This is a genomic window from Amphibacillus marinus (assembly GCF_900110345.1).
GTDB lineage: Bacteria > Bacillota > Bacilli > Bacillales > Amphibacillaceae > Amphibacillus_D > Amphibacillus_D marinus.
This window is the reverse complement of the sequence record NZ_FODJ01000012.1, coordinates 11,598-25,675: the sequence shown is the minus strand read 5'-3', so window position 1 is coordinate 25,675 and position 14,078 is coordinate 11,598. Positions and strand designations below refer to the sequence as shown.

Sequence of the window (14,078 nt, the reverse complement as noted above, 5' to 3'; positions counted from 1 at the left end):
TAATATTCACTTATTACTTTGTTTTAAACAAGGTGGACAAGAGGAGTCTGTCAATAAGGAAGATCGATTTTTATTGCATATTAACTGTTTGTAACCGCAAATGATTCATTTTATTTTTTGAATTTTTACTATAAATATGGTTTAAAGCCTATCGATATAGTGAATTTAACATGCATAGGTATCTGATAGGAAAGGGTGATTGGATGGGTTTAGTAGTAGGTGGGAAATGGTATGACAGTGAAGAAGACTTAGCTACAAATGAAGAAGGAAGATTTATTCGGAAGGAATCACAATTTCGAAATTGGATTACAGCTGATGGCTCTGCCGGTCCGACCGGAGCAGGTGGATTTGAAGCAGAGGCAAATCGCTATCATTTGTATGTTTCTTACGCTTGTCCATGGGCTAATCGAGCGCTTATTATGCGAAACTTAAAAGGGTTGGAAGATGCGATTTCAGTATCAGTGGTTAATCCCTATCGAGACAATAAGGGCTGGACCTTTGAACAGGCAGATGGTGTTATTCCTGATCCGGTGATGAATGCGACATACTTATATGAGATTTACGTAAAAGCTGATCCGAATTACAGTGGTCGTGTCTCGGTTCCCGTTTTATATGACCTAAAGCAAGATAAAATTGTTAACAATGAATCGGCAGACATTATGCGCATGCTAAATGCAGCCTTTAATCACTTAGGTGCCAAGCAAGGGAATTACGTTCCCGATGAACTGCTTGAAGAGATTGAGAATATTAATGAAGAAATATATCATGCAATTAACAATGGTGTTTATAAAGTAGGCTTCGCGACAGAGCAGGCTGTTTATGAAGAAGAGGTTCACAAGCTATTTGACACACTTAATCAGCTTGAACAGCGCTTAGGTGAGCAAGCATATTTAGTTGGTGATCAGATTACTGAAGCTGATTGGCGCTTATTTACGACGTTAATTCGATTTGACTCTGTCTATCATGGACACTTTAAATGCAATATTAGAAAACTAGCGGAATACAAAAACTTGTGGCGGTATACCAAAGCGCTCTACCAAGTTCCCGGAATTGCTGAGACGATAAACTTTAGCCATATTAAAGAGCATTATTATCGAACACATAAAAAAATTAACCCAAATGGTATTGTACCTGTTGGGCCAACACTAGGTCTTGAATAATGATAAAGTAGTAAAAGAAGAGACGCATTCTATTAAAGGGGCGTTTCTTCTTTTATTAATTAACCAACTATTCTTCAGGCATAACATCATCTGGAATGGCACAAACGTAGCTTCTACCTTGTAAAAATTCAAAATGGTCTTTCTTTGCCTGTTTAATGAGCTCAGGGTTATTTATTAAATCAATTGCACTTAATGCCATCGCTTTACCCGCAGTCATAAAACCTTTATGCGCAACTGATGATTTACCATTAGCTACCCATTGCCAGCTATGTGCAGGTGTTCCGTGTGGCTCGCAGGCAATAAATACCTGTCCAGTGGGGACGATCCAGCTAACATCACCGACATCGGTGGAACCAATTGCTTTCCCGGAAAAGGTTAATGGGTATAAAGGAGAGCTAATCGGTTCATTGGCTAATTGGTTAATTTGCTCGTCATCAAGATCGGGGAATGCTGCATGTACGTAATCAAAAATGTCTGCTTTTACTTGGTTAGAAACAGTGTCAAAGTACTTCTGCTCATACGCGTACTCCTCTTCGGTAAATGATAAGGGTGTTAATAACTTTAAATTCTCATGCAAATTAGTTGTCACTGTTTTATTTGGGATGTAGTTATAACAAGCAGAATCAATATGAATGCTGAGTTTAGTATCAGTCATTAACGCTGCTCCTTCGGCAATTCGATTAACTCGCTCAAAAATATCTTTAGCCTGTTCAATTTTTGGTGCGCGAATATAGTAAAACAACGTGCTACTCGCTTGAACGACGTTAGGTGAACGCCCACCAGTATCCTTGTATGCATAGTGGATGCGCGCTTCATCAATGATATGCTCTCGTAAATATTGGACGCCAATGTTCATTAGCTCGGCGGCATCTAATGCGCTCCGACCAAGTTCAGGCGCACCAGCAGCATGAGCGGCAGTTCCTTTAAAGTGATAGTCAACATGATAGACCGCCAGACTACTTGACCCCCATGCAGCTGTCTTATCCATGGGGTGCCAGCTTAAAGCAATATCCAAATCATCAAATAGACCTGCCCGCGCCAGATAGGATTTCCCACAGCCACCTTCTTCAGCTGGACAGCCATACAGCTTAATTGTGCCAGACTGCCCTGTTTCTTCAAGATATTCCTTCACCCCGACTGCGCCCGCAATTGCCCCTATGCCAAGCAAGTTGTGGCCACAAGCATGGCCATTTCCGCCAATTTCAACGGCTTTTTCTTCAGCGAGATCAGCTACCTGACTAAGATTAGATAAGGCATCGTATTCGCCAAGAATACCAATGACCGGGCTTCCTGTCCCGTAGCTAGCAACATAGGCGTTTTTCATATTGGCTACGCCTTTTTTGATGTGAAAGCCCTCCGACATCAACACCTGATAGTGCTGTTCAACAGATTGATTAGTAGCAAAACGTAGTTCTGGAGTCTCCCAGATCTGATCAGATGCCTCAATAAATGTTTGTTTCTTTGCTTCAAGTATCGCTATGACTTTTGCTTTATCCAAAATAGCGGTCCTCCTCATCGTGTTGTGAAAAAGTGAATGTATGATTATGTTATTTTTATTCACTGGTCTAGTCAACCTCTTTGTCAGATATTCGTCCATTAGATGGCTTTTCAATAAATTTTTAGTAAGCGATTTAAAGTAGGTATACAACGCATTTTTATGCATATGTTTTTATAATAATTAATTATCTAAATATTTATAATTTTCAAAAAAGTTATTGACGTTTTAAAGAATTGTTTTTTATAATACTTATCATTAGCTTTATAAATTGCAGCAACAGAGACAGAGTTGCCATCATGACGAGTTGCTCGCAATGATAAAAAAAGAGCAAAAAAGAAAGTGAGGAGAACATATGCTTTACGAAAAAATAGTAGCAGCTTTAGAAGCACAATTCGAAGACACGGTCACAAATCGCCGCTATCTTCACCAGCATCCCGAGCTATCTTTTCACGAATTGAATACAAAGAGATTCATTAAGGACAAGCTAGTAAGCTATGGTTATACCTTGATTGAAGAAGAGGTTGGCGGGGGTGGTATTCTTGCTACTCTGGATTCTGGTAATCTAGGTCCGACAATTGGTTTTAGAGCTGACTTTGATGGATTAGCTGTACAAGAGGAAACAGATCTTTCTTTTCAATCAACACAAGAAGGTGTCATGCATGCTTGCGGGCATGATGCGCATACGGCTGGCTTGCTAAGCTTGGCTAAGGCTCTGCTACCTCTTCGTGAAGAATTGATCGGAAAGATTATTTTTATATTCCAGCATGCTGAGGAGGTCCCACCCGGTGGAGCGAAGGATATTGTTGAATCGGGACTACTAGATGAACTTGATGCTGTTTATGGTTGGCACGTAAGGGGCGATGATCCTTACAACGGAAAAATATATATTCGTGAAGGCTATGCAATGGCAGCGGCTGATGCCTTTTCCATTGAGATTCAAGGTAAAGGCGGACATGGTGCATCACCTCATACGAGTATTGATCCAGCTGTGGTTAGTGCACATCTAATTCAGCAGCTTCAAACACTTGTGTCGAGACGGAAAGATCCCATTGACCATGCAGTTCTCTCAGTTGCTACGTTTAAAGCTGGGGAGGGTGCCCATAATGTTATTGCTGACGGGGCCACCATTAGTGGGACAGTCAGAACCTTAAAGCCAGAGGTTCAAGATATGATTGAGCAGGGCATTAAGGAGATGACCGAATATGTTTGTAAAGCGCACCAAGCAACGGGAAAAGTAACATATGAGCGGGGCTATCCATCAGTGTATAACTATCCTGAAGAGACTTCACTGGTAGAGGAGTTATTTAAAGGGGAATTTGGCCAAGAAATGGTTGATCAATCACCAGTTGTGATGGGTGGCGAAGATTTTGCTTATTATTTAAAGAAAAAGCCGGGCACCTTCTTTTTTGTTTCCGCGGGATCAGTTGAGCAGGAAGAACTATACCCCCATCATCACGGAAAGTTTACCATCGATGAGCGGAGCATGCTCACTGGTGCAAAGGCATTTGCGTTATTAATTAATCACTATTTAGCGAAAAAGGTAGGTGAACCAGCATGAGCCTAACGCAATGGTTAAAAGATTTAGAGGCTAACGAAACGGAAACAACAGAAAATCGGCGCTATTTACATGCCCATCCTGAACTATCCTTTCAAGAAAAGGAGACAGCAGGGTTCATTCTAAAAACGCTACAAGGTTACGGCATTACAGATATTGCTACGAACGTTGGCAATGGCTATGGTATTGTTGCGAAAATAACAGGTGCTCATCCTGGTCCAACGCTTGCATTGCGTGCCGACTTTGATGCATTGGCAATTACGGAGGAGACTGACGTTGCCTTTGTGTCGAAAAATGTCGGAATCATGCATGCGTGTGGCCATGATGTCCATACGGCTGCTTTATTAAGTGTTGCAAAAATCCTGCACCAGCATCGTGATTCGTTAAAAGGCAATGTTGTGCTCATTCATCAGAATGCTGAAGAAGTATTGCCTGGTGGGGCGAAGAGTATGGTGGAGGCGGGCGCGCTTGCAGGTGTTGATTACGTATTTGGTATTCATGTTGCTTCAAATATCCCCAAAGGAAAGATTGGCTATGCCTCATCCTATGCAACAGCAGCAGCTGATTCCTTTGAAATTAACATTCAGGGACAGGGAGGGCATGCTGCACGACCACAACAAACAGTTGACTCAATTATCATTGCGAGCCAAATTATTACTAATTTACAGACACTTGTCAGTCGCAAAGTAGATCCAACTGACCCAGCAGTACTCACCTTTGCGACTGTTGAGGCAGGAGGTACGGCGTATAACATTATTGCCGATACGGCAAAAATTCGTGGGACAGTTCGGACTTTGGATGCCCAGGTACGATCATTTATGAAAGACAGTCTCCTTCGTTTAGTCCCACACATTGCCGAAATTCAGGGTGGGACAGCAGCTGTTCGTTATACCGATGGTTATCCTTCAGTAAAGAATACACCAGCAGAGGTTGACCTACTTGTTAAAACCATAACTGACCAGTTTGGGGAAGACAATATTATCAGACTTCCTGTCATGATGGGTGGCGAAGATTTTTCTTACTTCTTAGCAGAGAAGCCCGGCGCTTTCTTTTGCGTAGGTGGCGAGAATATTGAAATAGAAGCTAATTACCCACATCACCATCCTAAATTTAAAATAGATGAAGAGTGTTTACATCAATCAGGTCAAGCGTTTTTAGCGCTTGTTGCACAATATTTATTATAGCGAAAGGTCGACAAAATTTTTAAAAATGGAGGCTGTTCAATGGGCAAATATATTGTAAAGCGTATCCTTATTACCATACCGGTGTTATTAATGGTAACCGTGTTCTGCTTTATTATTGTTAATTTAGCACCTGGTGACCCAACGGATTTATACATTTCTGAGAATGCAACTGAGCAGCAAATTGCCCAGATGCGTTCAAGTTTAGGGATAGACCAGCCTTTCCCAATTCAATATTTTAAGTGGTTACTGAATCTTGTGCAAGGTAATTTAGGTTTTTCATTTGCGTCACGCTTGCCAGTCATTGATGTGCTTCCAACAAAGATAATCGCAACTGTGACATTAATGGCTTCAACCCTACTCGTCTCTTATTTACTGGCAATACCGCTAGGGATTATTAGTGCAAGAAAACAAAATGGCTTCGTTGATAATCTAATTACCGGTGTTTCCTTTCTAGGGATTTCTATTCCAAACTTTTTCTTTGGGTTAGCTTTAATTTATATATTCGCATTGCAATTAGGTGTCCTGCCAACGGGGGGGATGGAAACCCTTGGTGGAAGTGGTGGTCTAGTTGATAGAATGCAGCATTTAATTCTACCGACAATTGTCCTTGCAGCTTTTTACTGTTCTAATATGATTCGTTATGTCAGGGCAAGTATGATTGATATCTTTGCCGAAAACTATATGAGAACCGCCACCGCAAAAGGGTTGAAGGAAACGCTGATACTTTGGGGGCACGGTGTTCGTAATGCCTGGGTGCCAATTATTACAGTCATTAGTACCGATATTCCCAAAATGTTAGGCGGCGCAATTGTAACAGAACAAATATTTCAATGGCCAGGTATTGGTCAATGGATGATCTCAGCTATAAATGCCCGAGACTATCCGGTTCTAATGGCTATTAATCTTGTTGCTGCTGTGTCTGTGCTTGTCTTTAATTTGCTAGCAGATTTACTTTATGCAGCAGTTGATCCAAGAATTCGTTATTAGGAGGTGTGCAAATGGAGGAGCAGTTAAATTTTAATCCGGTTCCCCAGAAAAAAATTATTGAAATGGAGCAGCTTAGCCAAGCGCAGGGGATAAGCCAAAATGATGACAGCTACACAAAAACGATTGTCAAACGGTTTTTAAAAGATAAAGTAGCGACAATAAGCCTCATTATTTTCACATTACTAACACTAGTCGCCATATTTGCACCTGCTCTTGCTCCATATAATCCGAATCAGACTGTTGGCTTCTTTGAGGCTGCTCCAACAAGTGAGTTCCTCTTAGGAACAGATGAGGTAGGTCGAGACGTGCTAAGTCGGTTGATTTATGGTGCTCGCGTTTCATTAACAGTAGGGGTCTTATCAGTTGCTATCTATGCGGTTATTGGGACAACGTTAGGGCTGCTTAGTGGCTTTCTTGGTGGCTTTTGGGATAGTGCGATCATGCGTTTAACAGAAGTATTTATGGCGTTTCCCTATTTCATGGTAATCCTTGTTATTGTAAGTCTAATTGGTCCAAACATTTGGACGGTTACGTTTGTAATTGGTGTTTTAGGCTGGCCGATGCTTTGTCGCTTAGTAAGAGGGGAAGTGATGAAGCTCAAGCAAGCTGATTATGTCCAAGCAGCGATATCATCAGGCTATCACACCTTTCAAATTGCTTTTAAGCATATTTTCCCTAATGTACTAACGCTAATATTAGTGAATATGACGTTTGGAATTGCGACGTCAATTATTACGGAAGCATCGTTAAGCTTTCTTGGCGTTGGTGTTCAGCCACCAACAGCAAGCTGGGGAAACATGATGTCTAATGCGCAATCATTAACTGTTTTAGCTAATCAGTATTGGAGGTGGTTACCAGCAGGGCTGATGGTGTTAATTTCTGTTCTTTCCGTTAATTTCTTAGGTGACGGGTTAAGACGGGCAATTGATGGCGAAGTAAAATAAATATTAAAAAAAGGGTGGGACTTTCAATGGCGAGTTTTAAAAAAATAACATTATTAATCATGATTATGTTTGGAATGGTATTTTTTCTAGTAGCTTGTGGTGGAGGAGAAGGTACGGAAACAACAGGTGACAACGATGGTGACCCATCTGGAGACATCACTTCCGATGGTGAAGAGGAGGATACCTTGTATATAGGGTTAACCAATGCGCCTGGTGGCTTTAATCCATTAAATGCAAGTGATACGGTTGCGCAATGGATTCTTCGCATGCTCTATCCAACCTTGCTTGAGCAGCCGGAATCATTGGTGTTCGACGGGAATTTAGCAGAATCGTTTGAAACAGAAGATAACCAAAGCTTTACTATTACATTACGTCCCGATGCTGAATGGTCAGATGGTGAACCGATTACCGCAGACGACGTTGCTTATACATTAGAGCTCATTGCCAACCCTGATGTTGAAACAACATGGGGAGTAAACATTTCCAGTTTAGAGGGGTTGCAAAGTACGGGGAAATGGGAGGATGGAGCTGCGGGTGTAGCAGGCGTTGAAGTTGTGGATGAACAGACTTTAATCTTAACGACAAAGACGCCTGTTGACCCTAATTATATTAAAGAGATGATCGGTTTTAATGTGTATATTGTGCCAAAGCATATTGCCGAGCAATACGAGCCAGCTGAGTTAGCAAATTCTGATTTTGCGACGACACCTAGTGTGTCAGGAAGTATCTATCAATTTGTTCAATACGAAACGGATGCCTATGTTCAACTAGAAGCGAACCCGACTTTTTATAAAGGTGAAGCACAATTGAAGCATGTCTACTTGCGTGTTGTTAACGGCACGAGTTTAGTTACAGAGCTACAATCTGGTGGTGTTGATATGGCTGCTGGCGGCGGGATTGGCGTTGTACCTGTTTCAGAGGTGGATACCCTAGCTGCTGATGATAACCTAGATTTTGAAAGCTATCCAGGGTTTGCAACACAATTTATGTTTATCAATAATGAGGAATTTGACGCAGATGTTCGGTTAGCGATGATGTATGCCATTGATCGAGAAGCAATTGTTGAGCAGTTGTTTCGAGGAAATGCAGAAGTTCTTAATAGCACCTATACATCGGCAAGTGTTTACTTTGATCCAAATGTAGAAGCAATTCCCCATGATGTCGACAGGGCGCGTGAACTATTAGAGGAATCGGGCTTTGATACAAGTCAAGAAATTGAATTAACTGTACCTACTGGTAATAGAGCGCGTGAACAGTCGGCGAGCTTAATTCAACAAAATTTAGCAGAAGCAGGCTTTAATGTTACCCAAGTGACCTTTGATTTTGTGACAGCACTGGCAAATGTTAGGGAAGGAGATTACCAAATTGGATTGATCGGCATTCCGCTAACATCAGACCCCGATCAAACCTATCTTTGGTCCCAATCAGGCACAACCAATCTAGGTCGGGTAAATGATGAGAGAATGGAAGATTTACTTGAACAAGGGCGTACCTCAACGAGCATGGAAGAGCGCCAAGAAATTTACTCAGAGCTACAAGAATACTGGAGAGATCAAGCCTTCTCTGTTGGTTTGTATGGTGATTTTCAATATAAGGTACAGAATAAGGAGCTCAATGGTGGCATTAAAGAATTTTGGGGTGGTAGTCTACATGATATGCACGAGTGGACAAAGGATTAATAGATTAAGCGTGGAATAGCTGTGCGCGTTCGGAATCTAGTACAGACTCCGAACGCTATCTGCTTACATGAGAAATTAGGGCTAGTTTACATGTGAATATTGAGGGAGGGGTTTCGGTATGGCGATAAACAGTATTCTTTCGGTTAAGGACTTAACCATTTCGTTTAACACCTTTGAGGGCGAGGTAAATGCAGTTCGAGGCGTTACTTTTGACTTGAAAGAGGGTGAGACACTGGCTTTAGTTGGTGAATCTGGATCGGGGAAAAGTGTGTCTACAAAGGCGATTACGCAACTCTTGCCGCAACGTCATACAACCATTTCGAAAGGTGAAATCTGGTACCATGATCACGATTTATTAAAGAAATCGAGTAAGGAAATGAAGAAAATAAGAGGGAAAGACATTGCGATGATCTTCCAAGATCCAATGACCTCACTAAATCCAACCTTAACGGTGGGCAGACAGATTGCTGAACCGCTAATCGAACACCGTGGCATGACTAAGCAGGCGGCGAAGGTAGAGGCAATCGCACTGATGAGAAAAGTGGGAATAGTGGCGGCCGAGCAACGGTTTCACCAATATCCCCACCAGTTTTCAGGTGGGATGAGGCAGCGGGTTATGATTGCGATCGCTCTGGCATGTCATCCTAAGATCCTCATTGCTGATGAACCGACAACTGCTCTTGATGTAACGATTCAGGCGCAGATTATTGATTTATTAAAGGAGCTACAAGCGGAATTTGCGACGTCTACCATTTTCATTACCCACGATTTAGGCGTAGTAGCGAATATTGCCGATCGTGTGGCGGTTATGTATGCGGGCAAAATTGTTGAAATTGGTACGGTCGATGAAATTTTTTATAATCCAAAGCATCCTTATACTTGGGGGTTGCTGGCATCCATGCCAACAATGAAAATGGATAATGATGATTTGTATACCATACCTGGTTCCCCACCAAATTTATTAAATGTACCGACAGGTGATCCGTTCTCATCTCGAAACATGTATGCTTTAGAAATTGACTTTCAAGAGGAACCGCCAATGTTTAAAGTTAGTGAAACGCACTATGCTGCGACGTGGTTACTACATCCAGATGCTCCTAGTATAGAAGTGCCAGAAGAAATTAAACGCCGAAATGAGCAGTTTGTTAGCATTTTGGCTGCAAAAGGAGCGGACAGCGATGAATAAAAATCCAATTATGCAAATTAAAAATCTAAAAAAGACCTATAATACTGGAAAAGCAAATGAAGTTCGCGCTGTCGATAATATTAGTTTTGATATTTACGAAGGTGAGACGTTCGGCTTGGTAGGTGAATCAGGTAGTGGAAAATCGACCACGGGTAAGCTACTTATGAAACTGGAGAGCATGACAGATGGTCAAGTTATTTTCCTTGGTGAATCGATTCAGAATAAACGAAGCCGCCACGATTTGTTAGCATTCAGGAAGAACATCCAAATGATTTTTCAAGATCCTTATGCATCGTTAAATCCCAAAATGACGGTAAAGGATATTATTGGAGGTCCGTTGGAGGTTCATAGGCTCGTTTCTAGTCGAAAAGAACGCGATCAGGTCGTCTATAGCCTGTTAGAACAAGTGGGCCTGAGTCAAAGCTTTGCCAATCGTTACCCGAAAGAATTTTCTGGCGGGCAATGTCAACGAATTGGTATTGCGCGTGCTTTGGCTTTGCAACCAAAATTTATTATTGCTGATGAAGCAATCTCTGCTCTTGATGTATCCATTCAGGCACAGATTGTTAATCTTATGCGCCAGCTTAAGCAAGAGGCAAACCTGACATACCTGTTTATTGCGCATGACCTTTCGATGGTGAAATATATTAGTGATCGGATTGCAGTTATGAACCGAGGGAAAATACTAGAGCTTGCCACCTCGGATGACATTTATCATGTTCCGCTCCATCCCTACACGGCATCACTGCTCTCTGCTATTCCCGAGCCTGACCCTGAATCTGAGCGTAATCGCCAGCGGACAACCTATGATGAGTCAAAATTCACCTATGAGCAAGATGATCCTGCCGTTGGTTTATTTGAAATTACCGATAAGCATTTTGTTTATTGTCATAAAGATGAAGTTGTTGGATACAAGGAGAAGGCGGAGCGTTTAAAGCAGGAGATAATGATCTAAAGCCATAAGTATTTTTAGAGAGGAGTGATTCGCTTGGCCATCTTGTCAATAATGGGTATGTTCAGCATCCTGTTAGCATTCATCTTTCTAACTATTGCATATACAACGGATAAAAACAGTGGGAGTTCTGCCTTTCATAAGCTGTTGGTCATGGTTGTGGTAACAGTAGCGTTTTTAATAGTCGGTTTCGGCTTAATGACGGGAAATAATAGGGCAATAATTGATGGTGCGCCTTTATTTATTGAAAGCGTGGGTTTAGTCATTGTTGCAGCGATCATTGCCACTTCAGCAATTGATGAGCGAGCAAGACCGTTAGCCTATGTAACATTAAGTCTATTAGTTGGGATGGTCTTGTTTCCGCTCTTGCAGCGTTGGGCAGTTTCGACGGGCTGGTTAACTCAGTTTGGCTTTTATGACCCTAGTGGACTTGGTCGTATCCATTTAACAATGGGGGTAGTCGCTTATATCAGCGCCTGGGTTATCGGACCAAGATTAGGGAAATATAACCATAGTCGTGTCCAGGCACTACCGAGTCAATCGTTGTTTTTAGCGCCAATAGGTATTTTGTTTGCTTGGTTGGGGTGGGGAGTTGTGATGCTAAGCGCATTGTTAGTAAGTCCCACAACTGACCTCCAGCAATTCTATCGATTAGGGTTTAGCTTCTTCTTAATTCCGGCTGTTAGCTTTATCAGCGCGTCTTTATTTTGTTATCTTTATTTTAAACGCTTGGACATATCACTTCTATACAATGGTTTATTGATTGGAATTGTTATTGCTACTAGTGCTGGCGCTGAACTTTCTTCATTAGGTGCAGTGCTCAGTGGTTTAATCGGTGGTGCGGTGATTGTTTATCTGATAAGTTGGGTTGATAAGAAATTGAAGGTTGATGATCCACTCGGTTTTGCTACTGTACATGGAGTGGGCGGTTTCTTGGCTTTAAGTATGGTAGTGTTGTTTCCCCGGGGAGGATTACCGGCCACCTATGCACAATTTTTTAATCAGCTACTAGCCAGTTTGATGATCGCTGCCATGGCGGGAGTGGTCACATTACTAGTGCTCAAAGTTGTCGATATTACCTTAGGATTGCGCGTCTCTGAGGAAGCTGAGTCCTTTGGTTTGGATAGTAGCATTTATCGGTTACCGAATCGTTATGGTAGCTTCTCGTCGATGAGTGTCGGTAAAGTTCCTAAGAAAGAGGCGCTTAAAGGCATGGCGTCATCTCCTTCGATACCTGACCAGCTTGAACTAAATGTAGATGAGCTAGCTGATATAGCCGCTCTCCCGCAGTTAGCAGTAATTAGACGCTTTGAAATCTTAACAAATCCTGATCGCTTAGAGCGGCTCACTCAGGAGCTAAATGCAATTGGTGTATCAGGTCTGAATGTAGCAAACGTGACAGGGTTTGGGGTGCAGAAGGGACATAACTCCTTTTATCGAGGGATTGAAGTTGAATCGCACTTCTTGCCTAAAATAAAAGTGGAAACGATCGTCAGTACGATTTCAACTAAACGCATGCTACAAGCCATTCAACGTGCGCTTTATACCGGTCATATTGGTGATGGCAAAGTGTTTATTTCCGCTATTCAGGATGTCGTACGGGTTAGTACAGGTGCAACAGGGAAGGATGCCCTAATTTATCCACAAGATGAATAGCAAGAGAGGGTGAGTCCAAGATGTCAGAAGCAACACTCTATTATAATATGCGCCAGCTAAATGATACATTTGAAGTGTTTCAAGAACGGGCTTGGTTTGTCGTTATTAATGGTCGGATTGTCGAGCGAGGTGTGGGTGGCAGCTTGCCTGACAGAGCAGACAAGGTCAATATGTATAATGGCTATGTGATGCCGGGACTTATTAATTGTCATACCCACATAACGCTAAATCCAAATGATCCATTATTGCTGGAAAAGCAGGTATCCATTCCACATTTAACGAAAATTGCTCTGGATAATTTGGCTGAGCTCTTAACTGCTGGTGTGACTTTCTTTCGAGACTTAGGGGCACCATATGATATTGATATCGAAATTAAGAAGCTAATTGATCGTGGCGAACTTACCGCTCCTGATGCTGTCGTATCCGGTACACCCATTGTGATGACAGGTGGTCATGGTTATCAACTAGGGATTGAAAGCGACGGAGTAGCTGAGGTGATCAAGCATACCCGACAGTTGCTTAAAAAAGGGGTTGGTTGTATTAAACTAATGGCTACTGGCGGTGTTATGACTAAGGGTGAAACACCGCATGATCTTCAGCTTTCCTTCGCAGAAATGCAAGCTGCCGTAACCGAAGCGAGGCATAAAGGGATACATACAGCTGCTCATGCCCAAGGCTTATCTGGTGTTAAGTTAGCCATTCAGGCAGGCGTCGATTCAATTGAACACGGAGTCTATCTTGATGATGAAGCGATCGAGCTATTTTTAGAGAATGGTACTTATCTTTGCCCGACGTTAGCAGCCCCTTACTTTATCGTCAAGGAGGGGGAGCAGCATCAAATCCCAAGCTATATGGTGGAGAAATCAAAGGCGATGCTTGATGTTCATCGGCATAGTCTAGCGAAGGCAATTACAGCTGGCGTAAAAATTGTGCTTGGTACAGATGCTGGCACACCTTTTAATTTTTTTAAGCACACGCCATTTGAACTCAAGCTGCTAGTTGATTGTGGTATGTCGACCAGCGAAGCGCTCAAAGCTGCGACGATCTATGGAGCGGAGCTGATGGGGATTGAACAAGATTTTGGGAAGCTGATCGTCGGCAGCTATGCCGATTTCTTGGTATTAGCAGAAAATCCGCTCGATAATATTGAAGTACTTATGAAGGAGAAGCAGGTTTATAAAAAAGGAAAACGATATAAGTAATACCCGGAGCATCACCTTCTAGAGGCAATTAGCACTTTAGTGGGTGATGTTTTTTTAATATTTTTTAAGAAAACG

General features: G+C 42.1%; 11 protein-coding genes. 10 read left to right on the top strand and 1 reads right to left on the bottom strand.

Going from position 1 to position 14,078, the window contains the following annotated elements; translation table 11 throughout:
* The first annotated feature begins 203 nt into the window (after positions 1-203).
* The gene (locus tag BM000_RS13920) at positions 204-1,160 is read left to right on the top strand and encodes a glutathione S-transferase family protein (protein ID WP_091499653.1); all 957 of its coding nucleotides are present in this window, start codon (positions 204-206) and stop codon (positions 1,158-1,160) included.
* Positions 1,161-1,227: 67 nt separating this feature from the next.
* On the opposite strand, the gene BM000_RS13915 is transcribed toward BM000_RS13920, so the two are convergent.
* The gene (locus BM000_RS13915) at positions 1,228-2,658 is read right to left on the bottom strand and encodes a M20 family metallopeptidase (protein ID WP_091499651.1); all 1,431 of its coding nucleotides are present in this window, start codon (positions 2,656-2,658) and stop codon (positions 1,228-1,230) included.
* Positions 2,659-3,010: 352 nt separating this feature from the next.
* Between BM000_RS13915 and BM000_RS13910 the strand changes: the two genes are divergently transcribed.
* The 9 genes from BM000_RS13910 (at position 3,011) to BM000_RS13870 (ending at position 14,003) form a co-directional block, all read left to right on the top strand.
* A complete protein-coding gene (locus tag BM000_RS13910; protein WP_091499649.1) occupies positions 3,011-4,216 on the top strand; it encodes a M20 metallopeptidase family protein in 1,206 nt (401 codons plus the stop codon).
* Positions 4,213-5,397 (top strand): amidohydrolase, encoded by a 1,185-nt coding sequence (locus BM000_RS13905; protein ID WP_091499647.1) that lies wholly within the window; start codon positions 4,213-4,215, stop codon positions 5,395-5,397. Before BM000_RS13910 ends, BM000_RS13905 begins: the two co-directional genes overlap by 4 nt.
* A gap of 39 nt (positions 5,398-5,436) precedes the next feature.
* Positions 5,437-6,384: an ABC transporter permease gene (locus BM000_RS13900; protein WP_091499646.1), complete on the top strand. Its 948-nt coding sequence runs from the start codon at positions 5,437-5,439 to the stop codon at positions 6,382-6,384.
* An 11-nt stretch (positions 6,385-6,395) separates the two neighbouring features.
* Positions 6,396-7,328: an ABC transporter permease gene (locus BM000_RS13895; protein ID WP_091499644.1), complete on the top strand. Its 933-nt coding sequence runs from the start codon at positions 6,396-6,398 to the stop codon at positions 7,326-7,328.
* Between the two features lie 26 nt (positions 7,329-7,354).
* Positions 7,355-9,007: an ABC transporter substrate-binding protein gene (locus BM000_RS13890; RefSeq protein WP_091499642.1), complete on the top strand. Its 1,653-nt coding sequence runs from the start codon at positions 7,355-7,357 to the stop codon at positions 9,005-9,007.
* Positions 9,008-9,131: 124 nt separating this feature from the next.
* Entirely contained in the window at positions 9,132-10,193 is a 1,062-nt protein-coding gene (locus BM000_RS13885) for an ABC transporter ATP-binding protein (protein WP_281246008.1), read from the top strand.
* Positions 10,186-11,148 (top strand): ABC transporter ATP-binding protein, encoded by a 963-nt coding sequence (locus BM000_RS13880; protein WP_091499639.1) that lies wholly within the window; start codon positions 10,186-10,188, stop codon positions 11,146-11,148. The genes BM000_RS13885 and BM000_RS13880 overlap by 8 nt, the downstream gene beginning before the upstream one ends.
* A 33-nt stretch (positions 11,149-11,181) precedes the next feature.
* The gene (locus BM000_RS13875) at positions 11,182-12,801 is read left to right on the top strand and encodes an ammonium transporter (RefSeq protein ID WP_091499638.1); all 1,620 of its coding nucleotides are present in this window, start codon (positions 11,182-11,184) and stop codon (positions 12,799-12,801) included.
* Positions 12,802-12,821: 20 nt separating this feature from the next.
* Positions 12,822-14,003: a metal-dependent hydrolase family protein gene (locus BM000_RS13870; RefSeq protein WP_091499636.1), complete on the top strand. Its 1,182-nt coding sequence runs from the start codon at positions 12,822-12,824 to the stop codon at positions 14,001-14,003.
* Positions 14,004-14,078 lie beyond the last annotated feature (75 nt).

Bases quoted from the DNA above. Each gene is read 5' to 3' on its own strand.
- BM000_RS13920 (WP_091499653.1), top strand. From the start codon at position 204: ATGGGTTTAGTAGTAGGTGGGAAATGGTATGACAGTGAAGAAGACTTA.
- BM000_RS13910 (WP_091499649.1), top strand. From the start codon at position 3,011: ATGCTTTACGAAAAAATAGTAGCAGCTTTAGAAGCACAATTCGAAGAC.
- BM000_RS13905 (WP_091499647.1), top strand. From the start codon at position 4,213: ATGAGCCTAACGCAATGGTTAAAAGATTTAGAGGCTAACGAAACGGAA.
- BM000_RS13900 (WP_091499646.1), top strand. From the start codon at position 5,437: ATGGGCAAATATATTGTAAAGCGTATCCTTATTACCATACCGGTGTTA.
- BM000_RS13895 (WP_091499644.1), top strand. From the start codon at position 6,396: ATGGAGGAGCAGTTAAATTTTAATCCGGTTCCCCAGAAAAAAATTATT.
- BM000_RS13890 (WP_091499642.1), top strand. From the start codon at position 7,355: ATGGCGAGTTTTAAAAAAATAACATTATTAATCATGATTATGTTTGGA.
- BM000_RS13880 (WP_091499639.1), top strand. From the start codon at position 10,186: ATGAATAAAAATCCAATTATGCAAATTAAAAATCTAAAAAAGACCTAT.
- BM000_RS13870 (WP_091499636.1), top strand. From the start codon at position 12,822: ATGTCAGAAGCAACACTCTATTATAATATGCGCCAGCTAAATGATACA.